15 protein-coding genes are annotated in these 19,674 nt (G+C 66.3%); 11 read left to right on the top strand and 4 right to left on the bottom strand.

The window, feature by feature from the left end:
• Positions 1–176: 176 nt before the first annotated feature.
• From ACI3K3_RS09495 to ACI3K3_RS09450, 10 genes are all read left to right on the top strand, one after another.
• The gene (locus ACI3K3_RS09495; RefSeq protein ID WP_404913345.1) at positions 177–494 is read left to right on the top strand and encodes a hypothetical protein; all 318 of its coding nucleotides are present in this window, start codon (positions 177–179) and stop codon (positions 492–494) included.
• A 490-nt stretch (positions 495–984) separates the two neighbouring features.
• Complete coding sequence (gene mdh / locus ACI3K3_RS09490; protein ID WP_404913344.1) at positions 985–1,947, top strand: malate dehydrogenase; 963 nt, start codon at positions 985–987, stop codon at positions 1,945–1,947.
• Positions 1,948–2,116: 169 nt separating this feature from the next.
• The gene (gene sucD, locus ACI3K3_RS09485) at positions 2,117–3,007 is read left to right on the top strand and encodes a succinate--CoA ligase subunit alpha (RefSeq protein ID WP_132261868.1); all 891 of its coding nucleotides are present in this window, start codon (positions 2,117–2,119) and stop codon (positions 3,005–3,007) included.
• Positions 3,008–3,196: 189 nt separating this feature from the next.
• On the top strand, positions 3,197–6,046 hold the full coding sequence (locus tag ACI3K3_RS09480; protein WP_404913343.1) for a 2-oxoglutarate dehydrogenase E1 component: 2,850 nt from the start codon (positions 3,197–3,199) through the stop codon (positions 6,044–6,046).
• A gap of 8 nt (positions 6,047–6,054) precedes the next feature.
• Positions 6,055–7,287, top strand: a complete 1,233-nt coding sequence (gene odhB / locus ACI3K3_RS09475; RefSeq protein ID WP_404913342.1) for a 2-oxoglutarate dehydrogenase complex dihydrolipoyllysine-residue succinyltransferase — start codon at positions 6,055–6,057, stop codon at positions 7,285–7,287.
• Between the two features lie 117 nt (positions 7,288–7,404).
• On the top strand, positions 7,405–8,805 hold the full coding sequence (gene lpdA / locus ACI3K3_RS09470; RefSeq protein ID WP_404913341.1) for a dihydrolipoyl dehydrogenase: 1,401 nt from the start codon (positions 7,405–7,407) through the stop codon (positions 8,803–8,805).
• Positions 8,806–8,997: 192 nt separating this feature from the next.
• On the top strand, positions 8,998–9,438 hold the full coding sequence (locus tag ACI3K3_RS09465) for a hypothetical protein (RefSeq protein ID WP_404913340.1): 441 nt from the start codon (positions 8,998–9,000) through the stop codon (positions 9,436–9,438).
• Positions 9,439–9,458: 20 nt separating this feature from the next.
• Entirely contained in the window at positions 9,459–10,235 is a 777-nt protein-coding gene (locus ACI3K3_RS09460) for a TorF family putative porin (RefSeq protein ID WP_404913339.1), read from the top strand.
• Positions 10,236–10,310: 75 nt separating this feature from the next.
• Positions 10,311–11,840, top strand: a complete 1,530-nt coding sequence (locus ACI3K3_RS09455) for a DUF4403 family protein (protein ID WP_404913338.1) — start codon at positions 10,311–10,313, stop codon at positions 11,838–11,840.
• Between the two features lie 115 nt (positions 11,841–11,955).
• Positions 11,956–12,945, top strand: a complete 990-nt coding sequence (locus ACI3K3_RS09450; protein WP_404913337.1) for a zinc-binding alcohol dehydrogenase family protein — start codon at positions 11,956–11,958, stop codon at positions 12,943–12,945.
• A gap of 23 nt (positions 12,946–12,968) precedes the next feature.
• Here ACI3K3_RS09450 and ACI3K3_RS09445 read toward each other — a convergent pair whose 3' ends face one another.
• From ACI3K3_RS09445 to ACI3K3_RS09435, 3 genes are all read right to left on the bottom strand, one after another.
• Entirely contained in the window at positions 12,969–14,621 is a 1,653-nt protein-coding gene (locus ACI3K3_RS09445; RefSeq protein WP_404913336.1) for a dipeptidyl-peptidase 3 family protein, read from the bottom strand.
• Positions 14,622–14,875: 254 nt separating this feature from the next.
• The gene (gene recN, locus ACI3K3_RS09440) at positions 14,876–16,537 is read right to left on the bottom strand and encodes a DNA repair protein RecN (RefSeq protein WP_404913335.1); all 1,662 of its coding nucleotides are present in this window, start codon (positions 16,535–16,537) and stop codon (positions 14,876–14,878) included.
• 72 nt (positions 16,538–16,609) lie between these two features.
• A complete protein-coding gene (locus tag ACI3K3_RS09435) occupies positions 16,610–17,407 on the bottom strand; it encodes an outer membrane protein assembly factor BamD (protein ID WP_404913334.1) in 798 nt (265 codons plus the stop codon).
• 167 nt (positions 17,408–17,574) lie between these two features.
• Between ACI3K3_RS09435 and ACI3K3_RS09430 the strand changes: the two genes are divergently transcribed.
• Positions 17,575–19,356, top strand: a complete 1,782-nt coding sequence (locus ACI3K3_RS09430) for a cation:proton antiporter (protein ID WP_404913333.1) — start codon at positions 17,575–17,577, stop codon at positions 19,354–19,356.
• A 17-nt stretch (positions 19,357–19,373) separates the two neighbouring features.
• Here ACI3K3_RS09430 and ACI3K3_RS09425 read toward each other — a convergent pair.
• On the bottom strand, positions 19,374–19,674 hold a 301-nt coding region (locus ACI3K3_RS09425; RefSeq protein WP_404913332.1), incomplete at its 5' end, for a glutaminase.

Genomic DNA, 19,674 nt, shown 5'->3' with positions numbered 1-19,674 from the left:
GATTCGCGAAATATCGGCCGCAAGGTTTCAGCAACCATACGCCCTCACCAAGACTTAGCGGCTTCATCCTATAACTAAGGTCCGAGACGCCGCTCCAGGGCGTCCTTCAACAAGAGGCGCGCTTTACCATGGCCATCCGCTTTTCCGCTGCCCGGAAACGCTCCTGCCCCGTGATCGTGCGCGCCCTCTGCCCGTCGGTGCCGCTCTGCGCCGCCAACGATAACACGGCGGCACGCCTTCGCTCCCATCGCCGCCGGGACATCCGCGAAGCCGCCTCCGACACCGTTGCCGACACCGCCAACGAGCGCATCTTCGCCGAGGCGCTGCGCCATTTCTCCCGCCACGGCCTGTCCGCCGCCGCTCATGCTCGCGCCAATGCCGCAGCCGCGCGCCTGGCCGGTGACGACGCGGCATGCACCTGGTGGATCGCGATCTGCCGCCAGCTCGACCGCCGCATGGCCGATGCCTTCGCGCGCCGCATCGGCAACGGCTGAGAGACAGGCGAAATCGTATCCTGCAGAAGGCGCGGACAAACTCCCGCCCCGGGAAACATTCCGCAAGACCAGCGACACCCACCGTTAGCGTCCAGCCTCTACAATAGGCTGGCACACTCATTCGACGCGACCGCCTGCCCTTTCCTCGGGGCGACTCGCAGAAGGTGACGCTTGCCGGTCACCCGCGCGTGCGAGAGACTCGAAGCCGGCATGCAGCGGATGCAATCTGCGCCTTGCCGATTGCGTAAAAGAGGCCGAAACCCTCGTTTCGGGCGGCGTTTTCCGCGCACTCCCATGGCTTATTGCAATTGCGAACTATTATCAGTAAAAAGCGACGCATGAGCCCTCTGCATGGGCTTTTCCCGGTTGCATTGTCGGTTCGGGGGGCGTAGGCCGCCCGGCATTGAACACCGGCACCTGCCTCAGCGGGACAAGCGCAGGCCGCCTTTTCGTCCGTTGGTCCCGCCTTTGGGAAGGACAAGCAAGCATCATGGCTCGTAAGAAGATTGCCCTCATCGGCGCCGGCAACATCGGCGGCACCCTCGCGCACCTCGCCGCGCAGAAGGAACTGGGCGATATCGTCCTCTTCGACGTGGCTGAAGGCCTGCCCCAGGGCAAGGCTCTGGACCTGTCGCAGTGCGGCCCCGTTGAAGGCTTCGACGCCAAGATCACCGGCACCAACGACTATGCCGACATTGCCGGCGCAGACGTCATCATCGTCACCGCCGGTGTCGCCCGCAAGCCCGGCATGAGCCGCGACGACCTGCTGGGCATCAACCTCAAGGTGATGAAGTCGGTCGGCGAAGGCATCGCCGCCAATGCACCCGACGCATTCGTGATCTGCATCACCAACCCGCTCGACGCGATGGTCTGGGCGCTGCGCGAATTCTCGGGCCTTCCCCACAACAAGGTCGTCGGCATGGCCGGCGTGCTCGACTCGGCCCGCTTCTCGACCTTCCTCGCCTGGGAATTCGGCGTCTCGATCCGCGACGTGAACACGTTCGTGCTCGGCGGCCACGGCGACACCATGGTGCCGGTCGTGCAGTACTCGACCGTCAACGGCATCCCGGTTCCGGACCTCATCAAGCAGGGCCGCACCACCCAGGAAAAGATCGACGCGATCGTCCAGCGCACCCGTTCGGGCGGCGGCGAGATCGTCGGCCTGCTCAAGACCGGCTCGGCCTTCTACGCCCCGGCCGCCTCGGGCATCGCCATGGCCGAAGCCTACCTGAACGACCAGAAGCGCATCCTGCCGATCGCCGCCTATGTCGACGGTCAGTACGGCGTTGACGGCCTCTATGTCGGCGTCCCCGCCGTGATCGGCGCCAATGGCGTCGAAGAGATCATCGAAATCGAGCTGGACGGCGAAGCCAAGACCAACCTTCAGGTCTCGGTCGACGCGGTCAAGGAACTGCTGGTCGCCTGCAAGGGCATCGACGGCACTCTCGCCTGATCCGAACTAGACGGCCCCGCCCGCCCCGTAATTCGACGGGGCGGGCGGGGCTTCGGCCTATCCGGCCGTTGATTTTACGATCTGGACGGTTGCACTTCGCGGAATTTGCGCCAAGGCGCTTCCCAAGCCGGAATCGGCCTACACCAGGAACAGGAATTAGGATTCCCCTATGTCCATTCTCGTCAACAAGAACACCAAGGTCATTACCCAGGGTATGACCGGTGCCACCGGCACCTTCCACACCGAACAGGCCCTTGCGTACGGTACGCAGATGGTCGCCGGCGTGACCCCCGGCAAGGGCGGCACGACCCACATCGGTCTGCCGAACTACAACACCGTCGCCGAAGCCAAGGCCGCGACCGGTGCGACCGCCACCTGCATCTACGTTCCGCCGCCGTTCGCGGCCGACTCGATCCTGGAAGCGATCGACGCCGAGATGGAACTGATCGTCGCGATCACCGAGGGTATCCCGGTTCTCGACATGGTCCGCGTGAAGCGCGCCCTCTCGGGCTCGAAGTCGCGCCTGATCGGTCCGAACTGCCCCGGCGTCCTGACCCCCGGCGAATGCAAGATCGGCATCATGCCCGGCAGCATCTTCTCCAAGGGTTCGGTCGGCGTCGTCTCGCGCTCGGGCACGCTCACCTATGAAGCCGTGTTCCAGACCACCAACGCCGGTCTCGGCCAGACCACCGCAGTCGGCATCGGCGGCGACCCGGTCAACGGCACCAACTTCATCGACGTCCTGGAACTGTTCCTGGCCGACGACGAGACCAAGTCGATCATCATGATCGGCGAAATCGGCGGCAGCGCCGAAGAAGAAGCGGCCCAGTTCCTCAAGGACGAAGCCAAGCGCGGCCGCAAGAAGCCCATGGCGGGCTTCATCGCGGGCCGCACGGCGCCTCCGGGCCGCCGCATGGGCCACGCCGGCGCGATCGTGTCGGGCGGCCAGGGCGGCGCCGAGGACAAGATCGCGGCGATGGAAGAAGCGGGCATCCGCGTCTCCGCCTCGCCGTCGCTTCTGGGTGAAACCCTTGTGGAAGTCCTCAAGGAACTCGCCTGACCCAATACCTGCGGGCGGCGCTGATCTGCGGATTTGCGCCGCCTGTGGACCCACAGGCGATCCGGCACGTTCGAGATGCCGGACGCACAATGCGAACGAAACGGCCCCTCCTCTCCCTCGGGACCATCGAACGCACTATTTAGCTTGGTAGCGCCGGCCGTTTTCCGGCGCGACAAAAGGTGACACCCGATGGGCGACGAAAGTTTCGACTTCACCCCCGATGAGGCCCTCGACGGGCCGCAGGCCGGCCCGAGCTGGCAGCGCAAGAACTGGCCGCTCGTAGGCGCGGATTTCGAGGACGACCTGACCCAGGGCCTCGACCCCAGCGCCCTCAAGATCAAGATCGAGAAGGCAGCGGCAAAGGGCGGCCAGAAGGTCGACCAGTCCCGCATAGACGAAGCCGCGGCCGACGCAATCCGCGCCATGATGCTGATCCGCACATATCGCGTGCGCGGTCACCTGGCTGCCGAACTCGACCCGCTGGGCCTCAACCAGCGCCAGCTTCCCGCTGACCTCACGCCCGAATACCACGGCTTCGTAGGCGCCGCGCAGGACCGTCCGGTCTACGTCGGTGGCGCGCTCGGCCTGGAGTGGACGACCGTCCGCGAGATCGTGCAGATCCTGCGCGCGAACTATTGCGGCAAGGTCGGCCTCGAATACATGCACATCGCCGATGTCGAGGAACGCCGTTTCCTCCAGGAGCGCATGGAAGGCGCCGACAAGGAAATCGAGTTCACCCCCGAAGGCAAGAAGGCGATCCTTCAGGCCGTCGTGCGCGGTGAGCAGTACGAGAAGTTCCTCGGCAAGAAGTACGTCGGCACCAAGCGCTTCGGCCTCGACGGCGGCGAAGCCATGATCCCGGCGCTCGAAGCGGTGATCAAGTACGGCGGCACGCTGGGCGTCAAGGAGATCGTCTACGGCATGGCCCACCGCGGCCGCCTGAACGTGCTCGCGAACGTCCTCGCCAAGCCCTACAAGGTCATCTTCCACGAATTCTCGGGCGGCACCGCCAATCCGGAAGACGTGGGCGGCTCGGGCGACGTGAAGTACCACCTCGGCACTTCGGCCGACCGTGAGTTCGACGGCATCAAGGTCCACATGAGCCTGATGCCCAACCCGTCGCACCTCGAAACCGTCGATCCGGTGGTGCTCGGCAAGGTCCGCGCCTACCAGACCATCGCCGACGACATCGGCGACGACATCGGCCCCGGCGCCAAGCACAAGCAGGTGCTGCCGGTCCTCATCCACGGTGACGCGGCCTTCGCCGGCCAGGGCATCATCTGGGAGTGCTTCGGCCTCTCGGGCGTGAAGGGCTACAACACCGGCGGTTGCATCCACTTCATCATCAACAACCAGATCGGCTTCACGACGAGCCCGCAGTTCGCGCGCAACTCGCCGTACCCGTCGGACGTGGCCAAGGGCGTCCAGGCGCCGATCCTGCACGTCAACGGCGACGATCCGGCTGCCGTGACCTTCGCCTGCAAGCTGGCGATCGACTATCGCCAGACCTTCGGCCGCGACATCGTGATCGACATGTGGTGCTATCGCCGCTTCGGCCACAACGAAGGCGACGAGCCCGGTTTCACGCAGCCGCTGATGTACCAGAAGATCCGCCAGCACCCGCCGGTCAGCAAGATCTATGGCGATCGCCTGAAGCAGGAAGGCGTCATCGACGACACGTTCCTGGCGCAGACGGAAGCGGACTTCACCGCCCATCTCGAAGACCAGTTCGAGGCGGCCAAGACCTACAAGGCCAACCAGGCCGACTGGTTCTCCGGCCAGTGGAGCGGCTTCCACAAGCCCGCCGACCCCGAAACCGCGCGCCGCAACGTCGACACCACGATCGAGAACAAGCTGTTCGACAGCCTCGGCCGTACCCTGACCACGGTTCCCGAAGGCCTGACCGTCCACAAGACGTTGGCCCGCGTGCTCTCGGCCAAGGAAGAGATGTTCAAGTCGGGCGAAGGCTTCGACTGGGCCACGGCGGAAGCGCTCGCTTTCGGCAGCCTCGTCACCGAGGGCTACAACGTGCGCCTCTCGGGCCAGGACTGCGAACGCGGCACCTTCTCGCAGCGTCACTCGGTCTGGGTCGACCAGACGGACGAGCGCAAGTACACGCCGCTGACCACCCTGCCCCACGGCCGCTTCGAGGTTCTGAACTCGACGCTGTCGGAATACGGCGTGCTCGGCTTCGAGTACGGCTTCGCCAGCGCCGATCCGAAGACGCTGGTGCTCTGGGAAGCGCAGTTCGGTGACTTCGCCAACGGTGCGCAGATCATCATCGACCAGTACGTCGCCTCGGCCGAGTCCAAGTGGCTGCGCGCCAACGGCCTCGTCATGCTGCTGCCCCACGGCTACGAAGGCCAGGGTCCGGAGCACTCGTCGGCGCGTCTGGAACGGTACCTGCAGCTCTGCGCGCAGGACAACATCCAGGTCTGCAACATCACGACGCCCGCGAACTACTTCCACGTTCTGCGCCGTCAGATGCACCGCCCGTTCCGCAAGCCGCTGATCATCATGACCCCGAAGTCGCTGCTCCGCCACCCGCTGGCGAAGTCGGCCGCATCGGAGTTCACCAGCGGCACCTTCTCGCGCATCCTGTCCGATCCCAAGGGCTCGGAAGACGCCGCGACCAAGAAGGTCATCCTGTGCTCGGGCAAGGTCTTCTACGACCTGCTCGAAGCCCGCGATGCCGCCGAGATCGACGATACCCAGATCATCCGCATCGAGCAGCTCTACCCCTTCCCGGGCGAGCCGCTGGCCCAGCGCCTGTCGCGCATGCCGAACCTCGAAGAGGTCGTGTGGTGTCAGGAAGAACCGCAGAACAACGGTTCCTGGTTCTTCGTCGAATCGCAGATCGAGGCTGCCGCCAAGGAAGCCGGAGCGGCCCAGCCGCGTCCGCGCTACGCCGGCCGCAATGCCTCGGCCTCGCCTGCCACCGGCCTCGCCAAGCGCCACGTTGCCGAACAGGCCGCGCTGGTTGCAGACGCGCTGCATCTTTCCGTTCGTTCCGAACTCCGTCGCAAGCAGAAGGCTTGAGATAAATCATGACCACCGAAGTCAAGGTCCCCGTCCTTGGGGAATCCGTCGCCGAAGCCACCATCGGCCAGTGGCTGAAGCAGCCCGGCGAAGCCGTTGCCGCTGACGAGCCCATTGCCAGCCTCGAGACCGACAAGGTCGCGATCGACGTCATGGCGCCCCACGCGGGCGTCATGGGCCAGCAGATCGCCAAGGAAGGCGACACCGTCGTCGTCGGCGCGCTGATCGCCACGATCGAAGAAGGCACTGGCGCCGCCGCCGCGCCCAAGGCCGCAGCCGCTCCGGCTGCTGCTGCCCCAGCTCCGGCGCCCGCCGCTGCCGCCGTCGCCCCCGCTGCCGCCGCCTCGGACGAAGCTTCGGCCGGTTCCTCGGTCCTCTCGCCGGCCGTGCGCCGCGCGATCCTGGAACACGGCATCGACCCGGCGACCATCAAGGGCACCGGCAAGGACGGCCGCATCACCAAGGACGACGTCCTCGAAGCGGCCAAGAACAAGCCCGCCTCGGCGCCTGTCGCAGCCTCGGCTGCTGCCGCTCCGGCCGCGCGCAGCGAGGAACGCGTCAAGATGACGCGCCTGCGCCAGACCATCGCCAAGCGCCTGAAGTCCGCGCAGGACAACGCCGCGCTGCTCACCACCTTCAACGACGTCGACATGTCGGCCGTCATCGAGGCGCGTGAGAAGTACAAGGACGTGTTCCAGAAGAAGCACGGCATCAAGCTGGGCTTCATGTCGTTCTTCGCCAAGGCTTCGGTCCTGGCGCTCAAGGACATCCCGGCCGTCAACGCGCAGATCGACGGCGACCAGATCGTCTACCACGACTACGTGGATATCTCGATCGCCGTCTCGGCCCCGAACGGCCTGGTCGTTCCGGTCGTCAAGGACTGCGACAAGCTCGGCTTCGCGGGCATCGAGAAGGCCATTGCCGAATTCGGCAAGAAGGCCAAGGAAGGCACGCTGACCATGGCCGACATGGCCGGCGGCACCTTCACGATCTCCAACGGCGGCGTGTTCGGCGGCCTGATGTCGACCCCGATCATCAACCCCCCGCAGTCGGCCGTGCTCGGCCTGCACCGCATCGAGGACCGCGCCGTCGTGCGTAACGGCGAAATCGTGATCCGCCCGATGATGTACATCGCGCTGTCCTACGATCACCGCCTGATCGACGGCCGCGAAGCGGTCACCGCGCTCAAGACGATCAAGGAAGCGATCGAGGATCCCACCCGTCTCCTCATCGACCTCTGAGTTAAGAAACCCCGCCCACCCCGATCCGGTCGGGCGGGGTTTTCACTTGAGCCGAAATGACTATTTTCCGCTCGTGCCCTGAATAGTGCGAAGCACGAGCGTACGGAGGCCTGAACAATGGCTGATTACGATTACGACGTCCTTGTCATCGGTGCCGGCCCTGGCGGCTATGTCGCAGCGATCCGCGCCGCGCAGCTCGGTCTGAAGACCGCCTGCGCCGAAGGCCGCGAGACGCTGGGCGGCACCTGCCTCAACGTCGGCTGCATCCCCTCGAAGGCGCTGCTCCACGCTTCGGAATACTTCGAAGCGGCGAAGGAAGGCGGCTCGATGGCCAAGATGGGCATCAAGGTCACGCCCGAGCTGGACCTCGACACCATGCAGGGCCAGCGCCTCGACGCGGTGAAGGGCCTGACCGGCGGCATCGAATTCCTGTTCAAGAAGAACAAGATCGACTGGCTGAAGGGCTATGCCCAGTTCAAGGACGCGCACAGCGTCGAAGTGGCCGGCAAGACCGTGACCGCCAAGAACATCGTGATCGCCACCGGTTCCTCGGTCACCCCGCTTCCGGGCGTCGAGATCGACAACGCCGGCGGCGTGGTCGTGGACTCGACCGGCGCGCTGGAATTGAAGGCCGTTCCCAAGAAGATGGTCGTCATCGGCGGCGGCGTGATCGGCCTCGAACTCGGTTCGGTCTGGCGTCGTCTCGGCGCGGAAGTCACCGTCGTCGAATTCCTCGACCAGCTCCTGCCGGGCATGGACGGCGAAGTACGCCGTGAAGCCGGCAAGATCTTCAAGAAGCAGGGCATGGCCCTGAAGCTCGGCACCAAGGTCACCGGCGTTTCGGTCGAGGGCAAGATCGCCAAGGTCACCGTCGAACCCGCCAAGGGTGGCGATGCGGAAGTCATCGAAGCCGACGTCGTGCTGGTTTCGATCGGCCGCCGTCCCAACACCGAAGGCCTCGGCCTCGGCAACATCGGCCTCGAACTGAACGCCCGCGCCCAGATCGAGACCGACCACGACTTCGCCACCAAGGTGGACGGCGTCTGGGCCATCGGCGACGTGATCCCCGGCCCGATGCTCGCCCACAAGGCCGAAGACGAAGGCATCGCGGTGGCCGAGAACATCGCGGGCCTCACCGGCATCGTGAACCATGACGTGATCCCGGGCGTGGTCTACACGCAGCCGGAATTCGCGGGTGTCGGCCTCACCGAGGAAGCCGCCAAGGAACGCGGAGCCATCAAGGTCGGCAAGTTCCCGATGCTCGCCAACTCGCGCGCCAAGACCAACCACGAGCCCGACGGCTTCGTGAAGGTGATCGCCGATGCCGAGACCGACCGCGTCCTCGGCGTGTGGTGCATCGCCTCGGTGGCGGGCACGATGATCGGCCAGGCCGCGCAGGCCATGGAATTCGGCGCGACCTCGGAAGACATCGCCTACACCTGCCACGCGCACCCGACCCACTCGGAAGCGATCAAGGAAGCGGCCATGGCCGTGCTGGGCAAGCCGATCCACATCTGATCGGCGCTCTTCCTTCCAAAAAAGAGAAAGGCCGGCGGTGCGAAAGCCCCGCCGGCCTTTCTGCATCGGGCGCTTGCGGACAGGGAACTTCAACGCCCAGACACGCTTCAGACATGATTGATCGCTACCTCTCTTGCTCAACAATTGAGCAAACCTTGCCTATAATTTAGGCATAACGAGAGGATGTAAGACGTGAGCTTCCTTGCCCTGACCGCCGCAGCAACTGCCGCTCTCGCTTCGGGCGCCGCCCCTGCCCACAGCGTGCAGATCGACCATCGCGGCGCCAGCTACGCCGTGGACTACGTCACCCATGTGGAAACCAGCTCCAAGGCGATCGGCATTTCGCAGGGCACGCGCCCCAGTTCGCGCCGCTGCATCGTCACCGCCGAAGTCAGCGTAGAGCGCCGGATCCAGCCCGCCAGCGGCAGCCGCGCGATCGCGACGCGCCTGCCGGAGACGCGCAGCTTCACGCAGAACCATCCCGGCGATTGCCGCAAGGGTGGGGACGAAGGCGCCCAGCTTGTCGCCGCCAAGTCCGACGCGATCGGCGCCCATGTCCGCGAACTCGCCTCGGCGGATCATCACGACACTCTGGCGGCCATCGACGCCGCTCGCGATTTCGCGGTGAACTGAAACAGGCTACACGCCGGCGCATGAACCGTTACCTGATTCCGGCGGCCTTCCCGGCCGCCGCCGCAGCCTGTCTGGCAACCGGCATCCTTGCCTCCTCCCCCGCCCTGGCACAGACCGCGTCGCCCAGCGTCTCGATCGAAGCCGCTACCGACCTGCGCGAGCGCGGTCTCAGCTGGAGCGACGGCAAGCCGGCCATGTCGCTCGACGCCACCCTGCCCTTGTCCCACAACGTGACCGTCGACCTTGGCGCCGCCACCTTGCGCGACAGCCCCCGGCACGGCGGCGCCAATCTCGGGCTTGAGGTCGCGCCGGAAATCATGCTGCTGTCTAGCGGCGGCTGGACGCTTTCGGCGGGCGCCACCGGCCATGTCTTCGTGGGCGGCTCCGGGCTCAGCTATGCAGAGGCGAAATCGACGCTGTCCTACGCGATCGGCCCCGCGCAACTGGCCCTTGGCGCAAGCTACGCCCCCTCGCAGAAGGCCATCGGCGGCAGCAATCTCTACCTCGAAGGCAATATCGCCATGTCGATCCCGGCCACCGCGCTGACCCTCTACGGCGGCGGCGGTTACAGCACCGGCTCCACGCGCGATGACGCACTCGCCGCCGAACGCGTGCGCCGCCTGCGTCCCGACGGCAGCTACTGGGACTATTATCTGGGCGTCGAGCACCAGATGGACCGGCTCGCGCTCGGCCTGCGCTATACCGGCACTTCGGTCGGGGACGATCTAGCCCCCGGCCGCTATGTCGATCGCGACACCGGCTCCCGCCTTGCCGCCTATCTGCGCTTCACCCCCTGACGCCGCCGATTGGAACCAGGCGATGTCTCGGGTATTGTCCCTCTCCAAACGGGACATATCCGGGGCATTCACGTCATGAAGACAGAAAGCGCCTGCCGCGAAGGCGGCAAGACCATTCGGCCCGCCCGATCCGCCGCGCGCTTTCTTCTTCCGCCGCTCCTGCTGGCCCTCGCGACCGCCGGATGCAAGCGGGACACCCTGGACAAGCCGCCCCCAAGGGCCGACGACGCGATCACGATCGAGCCCCAGGCCTCGCTCATCACCGTACCCATCCATGCCGACGTGACCGCCCTTGCCGCCGCGCTGGAAAAGGAAATCCCGCGCCGCCTCTGGGCGATCGACCGGCCGGAAGCGCCCTGCGTCGCGTCCAAGAAGGTCAAGCTGGCCTTCGTCAAGCTCAAGACGCCCACCATCAAGTGCCGCATCGTCGGTGAAGTGACTCGCGGGCCGCTGCGGTTCGTGGGCAAGGGCCGCGATATCGTGATGAGCATGCCGCTCCATGCGGTCGTCCGCGCCGAGGATATCGGCGGCATCCTGAAACGGGAAACCGCCACCGCCGATGCCCTGGCCCATGCCACGGTCCGCCTTACCCTCGGGCGGGACTGGTCGCCGCGAGGCACGGTCGACATCCGCTACGACTGGACGAACACGCCGCACCTCGATTTCCTGGGCCAGCGCATCGATTTCACCGACAAGGCGGACGAGCACCTGAAGCCGGTGATCGCGCGCCTGGAACGGACCCTGCCCGGCCATCTCGCGCGCATGGAACTGCGTCCTCAGATAGAGCGGGCCTGGGCCTCCACCTTCACCTCGCTGCTGCTGAACGAGAAGAACCCGCCGGTGTGGATGCGGGTGACGCCGGAGGAGTTGCAGTACGGCGGCTACGACCTGCGCGGCAATCACCTGCTGCTGCGGCTAGGCCTCAAGGCGCGGACCGAAACCTTCATCGGCGAGCGACCGACCGATCCCGCGCCCACGCCCCTGCCACCGCTCCGGCCGCTTGAGGATGAGGCCGGGCGGCTTGCGTTCTTCATCCCGGTGATCGCGGATTATCGGCAGCTGGAGCCGGTGCTGATGCGCGCCTTGCGCAAGCGGGCGCAGCGGCCATTCGAGGTGCCGCACGTCGGCCCGATCATCGCGGACTTCAGCAAGGCCACGATCTACGGCACCACCGGGCACCGGATCGCCGTGGGGGTTACCTTCACCGCGCACGACAAGGCGGGCCGGGTCAAGCCCGCGCGGGGGACGGTGTGGATGACGGCGATGCCGGTCAATGCCGAGAACTCGCGCAAGATCGATTTCGCGGACTTCCATGTCAGCGGCACCACCGACGCGGTGGGCGGCGATCTGCTCCTGCGTCTGGCCAACACGCCCGGATTGTCGGGTACGCTGGCATCGGCGCTGGGGCAGAACTTCGAAAAGGACTATCAGGAGCTGCTGGGCAAGATCGCCCGCGCCATCGACGACAAGCGCGAAGGCGCGTTCATGATCCGCGCACAGGTGCGTCACGCCGAGACCGGCCGCATCCAGGCCAGCGGCCGGGGCCTCTACCTGCCCGTGACCGCCCAGGGAACCGCCTCGATCGAGGTGCGACCGATGCTCTGAGGCGGAAGAGCGCTTCAAATCGGGATTCCGGCCATGCGGAACACCCTTGACGTGCAAACGATTTTATACACAGTTGCCTAACAAATTAGTTCCATCAGTCGCACGTGGGGATCGCTTGAACGCCGTATTTTGCTCCGGGATCGAAGATGGCCCGCTGCTGACATTCGGAACCGCGCCCGAGCCCCAACTCGCGGAAAACATGGTGCTGGTCCGTGTCGAACTGGTGTCCATCGAAGCGATCGACCTCATCAAGCTGGCCCTCTACCGCCATGGCCTGGCCGAGCCGCCACCGGGCGGGATCGTCGGCTGCCAGGCGAGCGGCACGGTCGAAGGCATCGGCGCACAGGTCACCCGCTTCCGCCTGGGCGACCGCGTGGTCGCCTATCACGCTTGCGGCAGCCATGCGGAGCTGTTCGTCGCGCCGGAAGCCTCCACCTGGCATCTTCCCGAAGGGCTCGACCCCGGCTCCGCCGCCGCCGCACCCTTCACGCTGGCCGCAACCCGGGACACGCTATGCAACCGGGGCCGGCTACGCGCGGGCGAGACCATCCTGATCAACCACGTCACCAGCAGCCTCGGCCTCATGACGGTGCAACTGGCGCTGGAAACCGGAGCCAAGGTGATCGGCATCGCCCGCGATCCGGCCTGCCGCGACCGCCTGCGCAAGATCGGCCTCACCGAGATTCTCAGCGCCACGCGCGACGACGTGATGGCTCGGTGCCTGGAACTGACGCAAGGCCGGGGCGTCGATTTCGTATTCGACGTCAGCGCCGGGGAACGCACTGCCGATCTGGCGAGACTGGTGGTTCCCGGCGGCCGTTACGCCGCTTTCTCGGTGATCGACAGCATCGCAGATCAGCCTTACGGCCCAGACGGGGCTGCGCCGGATGCAACGGGGCCGGAACTCGAACGTCTGCCGATCATGACCGCTTCGCCCATGCACGATCCAGCGGTCCACGCGCAGGTCGGCGTCATGATGGGCCGCATCGCCAAGGGCGAACTGCAACTCCCGATCGAGCACGAGTTCGCCCTCTGCGAAGCCGCCGAGGCCTACGACTTCATCCTGCATGGCCGACCTTTCGGCCATGTCGTCATGAGGCCCTAAGTCGCCTCGGATCGTTTCGGGCCTCAGATAGCCTCGGGATAAACCGGGCGGATGTCCACCGGCACGTTCGCCATGCTGGCGATCACGCCTTCGGCTTCCGGATCGAGCTTCGCCCAGCGTGCCATGAAGGTCTTGGTGCCCTCATAGTCGCCGCGCGCCTGAAGCATCAGCATGTCGTGCAGCAGGTCGCGCAGGCCCGCTTCCATCTTCGCGTCGTCGTAAGTGTAGCGCTTCGTCGCGGGGTCGTAAGTGAAGGCGCCCTTGTCGCGCAGATAGCCATATTGCAGCGCCGCGCCCTTGCCGTGGGCCTCCACCGCGCCGAACCGCACCGAGCGGAAAATACCGGCGACATAAGTGGCGAACAGCTGCGGGCGTTCCGAAGCCGGGATTTCGCCCTTCTTCATCATCAGCAGGATATCCCAGACGCCCGCGACATCGGCCTTGGCCTCCTCGATCGCGGAGTTCTGCTCCTTCAGCGCCTTGTCCACCGTGGTGGTCTGGCCGTTCACGACGATCGTGCCCGGCCCCAGGCTGTGCGACAGTTCGTGGAACAGCGTCTCAAGCTGCATGTACTTGCGATCGACCTGCGCCGCCTGCGAAGGCACCAGCACCAGCGCGCCCATCGGCTTCAGGATGCGCTCGAACTTGGCCCCCAGCACGTTGGAGAGGATCACCTTCTTCGCGCCCTTGGCCTCGCGCACGCGCTCGTCGTTGGGCAGGTTGAAGGCCACCGTCTGCGGGCCCGGCACGTTGTCTCCGCCGCCGCGAATCTGCTCGGCCACGGCGATCGGGCTCTCGAAGCCGCGCTGGAAGTTCTTGTATTCCTCCGCGATCGGCAGGTTCGCTTCCATGTCGCGCAGATAGTTCTTGTACTTGGCGAGCGCGGCCGATTCGACCGGATCCTTCAGCGTCACGAAGCTCTCGAACGATGTCTTCGCGCCCATCAGACGGTCGGTATAGACCTCGTAAGGCCCGATCGCGACTTCGATCGGCGTGTCCTTCAGGTCCATCCACGCCAGTTCGCTCTCGTAGTAGTCGTCCGTGCGGAAGGCCTTGGCGCGCAGCGAGAGGAAGGTCTTCAGGCTGGCATTGCTCGTCCGCGCCGCAGCCTGATCCAGCAGCTTGGCCGCCGGCTCCAGCCATTCTCTGTAAGCGACCGAATAGGGCACCGCGATCAGCTTGGCGCCGTCCCGGCGGACCACCGTATAGGGGCTCGTGAGCGCTGCCTTCTCACCCGGATGCGCCGCAAGATAGGCCTCGAAGTCGGCGCGCGTCAGGTCTTCCGGATAGAACCCCGCGCCTTCCGGCATCGGCGTGGTGCCCCAGAACGGGTGGAGATCGGCCAGCTCGTCCCAGGGGCCGAAATTGCGGTCGAACATCTCGACCAGCAGGTCGCGGTCGGCGCGGCGGTTCATCGAGACCGCACGGCGCACCTGCGGATTCTCGGCATAGCGCTGGCGCAAGTAGACCTCGCTCATCAGGTCGGACGCCTTGATGAGCAGGTTCACCACGTCGCGCTCCTCGGCCGAGAGGAACTTCGTCTCCACCTCCATCGGGATCGTCGCCAGCTTCGCCTTCTGCGCGGCGAGGTCGTAGGCCGGTTCGGCGGCAAGGGCCGGAACGGAAACGAGGCTGGTCGCGGCGAGCAGCGCGGAGGCGAAGAGGAAATTGGGCATGGTATATGGTCCGTCTGGGGGGAATTTACGGGGCGGACCCTAGGCTTCTCGTTTGGGGAAGGAAAGTAGAAGCAGGGGAGCATAGCCCCCCTGCACCCCCAGGAATGTCGATGTCACGCGGGCCAACCGCGTCATACGCCCACGGCTGCGTCGGGAGACAAAATGGCTGCGCCGCCGGGAGCGCACTACGGATAGGCAGCGCGCGGCGCCGACATTCCGAGGGTCCGGGGGATCATCCCCCGGTCTTCCCCTTTTCAGACTTCCAACAACCGATCCGCCTGAGCCCGCGCCTCGGCCGTTACTTCCGCCCCGGACAGCATCCGCGCGATCTCTTCCTTGCGCTCGCCCTCATCGAGCAGCGCCACCGAGGTGCGCGTAACGGTGCCTTCGCTGGACTTGGCGATCATGTAGTGCCGCCGCCCGCGCGCCGCGACCTGCGGGCTGTGGGTGACGGCAAGAAGCTGCCCTTCCGACGCAAGCCGGGCGAGACGCTCGCCGATGGCGCTGGCCACCGCGCCGCCCACGCCCCGGTCGATCTCGTCGAAGATCACCGTCGCCGCGCCGCCCTCTTCCGCCAGCGCCACCTTGAGCGCGAGGATGAAGCGCGAGAGTTCGCCGCCCGAGGCGATCTTGGCCAGAGGCGCAAAGTCGGCGCCGGGGTTGGTGCTGATGAGGAACTCCACCGCATCCATGCCCTGCGCGTTCCAGCGTTCCTCGGGCAGGCGGATCACCGAAGTCTGGAACCGCGCGGCATCGAGCTTGAGCGGCGCGAGTTCGGCGGCGACCGCCTTGTCGAGACGCTTGGCGGCGGCGCGGCGCAAGTCGTGCAATGCCTCCGCCTGCTCGCGATAGACCAGCGCGGCCTTCTGCGCGGCGCGTTCCAGCCCGGCCACGTGTTCCTCGCCGCCCTCGATGGCATCGAGCGCGCTGCGCATCTCGCGCATCTTCTCGGGCAGATCGTCCACCTGGCAGCCCTGCTTGCGCGCGGCGGCGCGAAGGTCGAACAGGCGGGTTTCGATGCGGTCCAGCTCGTCGGGATCGAAAGCCAGCGCCTCGGCGGCCCGGTCGAGCCGGTCTTCCGCCTCACTCGCCTCGATCACGGCGCGGTCGAGCGCTTCCAGTGCCTCGGCCAGCAGCGGGTGCTCCCCGGCGATCCGGTCGAGCCGGCGCGATGCGCCGCGCAAGGTGGCCAACGCCGAATCGGACCCGGTCCAGAGATGCTGGAGCGCCACGAGATCGTCGGAGAGCTTCTCGCCCTTCTGCATTCCCGCGCGGGCCTGGGCGAGTTCCTCTTCCTCGCCTTCCAGCGGCGACAGTGCATCGAGTTCGGCCAGATGCGCCAGCAGCAAGTCCTGGTCCTCGGCCGCCTTGGCGACTTGCGCGCGCGCCGTATCAAGCGCGTTCTGCGCGGCCCGCCAGGTCTTCCAGGCCGCCTCGACCCCGGCGACGTCGCCCCCGGCGAAACGGTCGAGCAAGGCGCGGTGGCCGCGCGAATTGACGAGGCCGCGATCGTCGTGCTGGCCGTGGATCTCGACCAGCGCGGGCGCGATCTCGCGCAGCAGGGCCACCCCGACGGGCTGGTCGTTGAGGAAGGCGCGGCTGCCGCCGTCGGCCTTGAGCTGGCGCTTGAGGATCAGCGGCTCGCCCGGTTCGATGTCGATATCGGCATCGTCGAGCACGGCCCGGAGGTTCCCCGGCAGCTGCGAAAACTCGAAACTGGCGGTTACCGTGGCGCGGGCCTCACCGGCGCGGACCAGACCGCTGTCGGCGCGATTTCCGATCACCAGGCCCAGCGCGTCGAGCAGGATCGACTTGCCCGCGCCGGTTTCGCCGGTGAGGACGCCCAGCCCGCGCGCGAAATCCAGGTCGAGCGCTTCGATCAGCACGATGTTGCGGATGGAGAGGCGGTTCAGCATGTTCGCGATCCGTTCTAACGAAAACCGATCCGCCCGTCACGCATCTTTGCGTGACGTCGCTCCCCTCACGCCTCAGGCGGCGAGATTCTCGGGCGCGTTCTTGTTCATCAGCTTGTAGGCACGATCGTACCACTTGCTGTTCGGGTAGTTGTGTTCGAGCACGGCAGCGGCCTTCTGCGCTTCCTCGGGCACGCCGAGCGCAAGGTAGCCTTCCACCAGGCGGAACAGCGCTTCGGGCGCGTGGCTGGTGGTCTGGAAATTGTCGACCACGTTGCGGAAGCGCAGCGTTGCCGCCAGCCACTTGCCGCTGTTCTCGTAACCACGGCCGATGGTCATTTCCTTGCCCGCGAGGTGATCGTTGACGAGGTCGATCTTCAGCTTCGCGTCGGAGGCGTAAGGCGTGTTCGGATAGCGGCGCATCACGTCGGTCAGGGCCTGCTTGGCCTGCTCGGTGGTCTTCTGGTCGCGGGTGACGTCGCTGATCTGCTCGTAATAGCAGATCGCGATCAGGTAGTAGGCGTAAGGCGCGTCCTTGTTGCCGGGATGGATCGACAGGAAGCGCTGCGCCGACTGGATCGACTTGGTATAGTCACGCGCGGCATAGTAGCTGAACGCGCTCATCAGCTGGGCACGACGGGCCCAGGGCGAATAGGGGTGCTGGCGCTCCACTTCGTCGAACAGCGCGGCGGCCTGGCGGGTGCGGCCCTCGTTCAGGCGTTGCTGGGCGGCGGCGTAGAGCGTGTCGACGTCGCGCGCGACGTAGGCCGTATCCTTGGCCCCGCCCCCACGCCCGGCACATCCGGCGGTCAATACAAGCGCCCCGGTGGCGGCGGCGGCGAGGGCGATCTTGAAGCGCGAGCGTTCGAACATGGGGCCGGTCTATAGACAGCGCTTTGCTGAACGCCAAGTGAAGTTGCATGTCGATACACATTAGCGTGGACGGCAAGCTGCGTTATGCCGCCGCGAGGCAGAAATACTCGGGAATAGGCCCGCTTCGCCATTGTGCGGCGCGCCCCGCCTGCCATAGTCGGCGGACAATGGCCGGCAGCAACGCACTCTCTTCCCCCGTCATGTCCGACGCCCTCGTCATCCTGGGCGCGGCGGGCATCGTGATTCCCGTATTCAACCGATTCCGCATCACCCCGGTCATCGGCTTCATCCTCGTCGGCCTGCTGGTCGGACCGTTCGGACTGGGCCGCCTGGTGTTCGACACGCCGTGGCTGTCCTGGGTGACCATCACCGACCCGGACGGGCTGGAGATATTCGCCGAATTCGGCATCATCCTGCTGCTGTTCTCGATCGGGCTCGAACTCTCCTTCGGGCGATTGTGGGCAATGCGAAGATTCGTCTTCGGGCTGGGGTCGCTGGAACTGATCCTGACCGGCAGCGCGCTCACCTTCTTCTTCGCCGCCATCGGACAGGGCTTCTCCGGGGCCATGGCGCTGGGCCTCGCGCTCGCGCTCTCGTCCACTGCGCTGGTGCTGAAGATGACGGACACCACCACCCCGGTCGGCCGCGCCGCGCTGGCGATGCTGCTGTTCGAGGATATCGCGCTGGTGCCGATCATCTTCCTGCTCGGCGCGCTTGCGCCCCATGCCAAGGGCGCGGGCATGGACGGGCTGATCCACACGCTGGTCTGGGGCACGCTGGTCGTCACCGCGCTGCTTGTGCTCGGCCGCTACCTGCTGCCGCCGCTCTTCGCGCAGGCCGCCCGCACCAAGAGCCCGGAACTGTTCCTGGCGGCCAGCCTGCTGGTGGTCATCCTCGCCTCGCTGGCGACCGGCGCCACCGGCCTGTCCCCGATCGTGGGCGCCCTCGTCGCCGGGCTGCTGATCGCCGAGACCGAATATCACACCGAAGTCGAGCAGATCATCGAGCCGTTCAAGGGCCTCGCCCTCGGGGTGTTCCTGATCACCATCGGCATGAGCATCGACTTGCGAATCGTGTGGGAGAACCTGGCGTCGATCCTGATCGCCACGGTCGGCGTGATCCTGCTCAAGTCCACGGTAACCGGCCTGCTGCTGCGCATGATGGGCGCCCGGCGCGGCACCGCGACCGAGACCGGCATTCTCATGTCGAGCCCTTCGGAAACCACCCTGATCGTGCTGAGCGCCGCCGGCGCCGCGCAGCTCATCCAGCCCGGCACCGCCATGTTCTGGCAGATCGTCACCGCGCTCGGCCTGACGGTCACCCCGCTGCTCTCGATGATCGGCAAAGTCCTCGCGCGGCAGGTGGACAGCGTCGAGGCGCCGCACCAGCCCGCCGAAGCGCCCGACAAGCCGCGGGTTCTGATCGTCGGTTTCGGCCGGGTCGGCAGGCTGGTGGCAGACATGCTGGCACGCCACGGCCGCCCCTATATCGCGGTGGACAGCAATACCGACCTCGTCACCGAAGGGCGCCGCCACGGCTACACGGTCGCCTTCGGAGACGCCGGTCGCGGCGATGCCATGCTGCGCTTCGGCGCGGCGGGCGCGGCGGCGGTGATCCTGACCATGGATGAGCCGGTGACGGCACAGCGCATCGTCCGCAAGCTGCGCGCCGATTTCCCGGACTTGCCGATCATCGCCCGCGCCCGCGATGCCGAGCACGCCGCCGTGCTCTACCGGGCCGGAGCCACCCATGCGGTGCCGGAGACGCTCGAAAGCTCGCTGCAACTCTCCGAAGCCGCGCTCACCGAGATCGGCGTCGCCATGGGACCGGTGATCGCCTCGATCCACGAAAAGCGCGACGAATTCCGCGAGCAGATCATGCAGGAAGGCGGCCTGTCCCAGAAGCCGGCGCTCAAATCGAGCCAGCTGCGCGAGCCGGAAAAAGCTTAAACGATCAGGCGGGGCGTTCAGCCGATACGGGGCTCGAACACCGACCACCCGGTGCGGTGGACGAGCCGCTCCAGCGCCATCTGGCCCAGCTGCGAATTACCGCTTTCATTGAGGCCGGGCGACCATACGGCAACGCTGGCGATTCCAGGCGCCACCGCCAGGATGCCGCCGCCCACCCCGGACTTGCCCGGCAGGCCGATGCGATAGGCGAAGTCGCCCGAGTTGTCGTAATGGCCGCAGGACATCATCAGCGCATTGATGCGCCGCGCGCGTTTCTCGCTGATCACCCGGTGCCCCCCTGCCCCGCCTCCCCCGGAA

Origin of the sequence: Novosphingobium sp. ZW T3_23, assembly GCF_044987305.1 — a bacterium.
Lineage (GTDB): Bacteria > Pseudomonadota > Alphaproteobacteria > Sphingomonadales > Sphingomonadaceae > Novosphingobium.
Note: the sequence above shows the minus strand (reverse complement) of the source record. Positions and strands in the feature narration are given on the sequence as shown.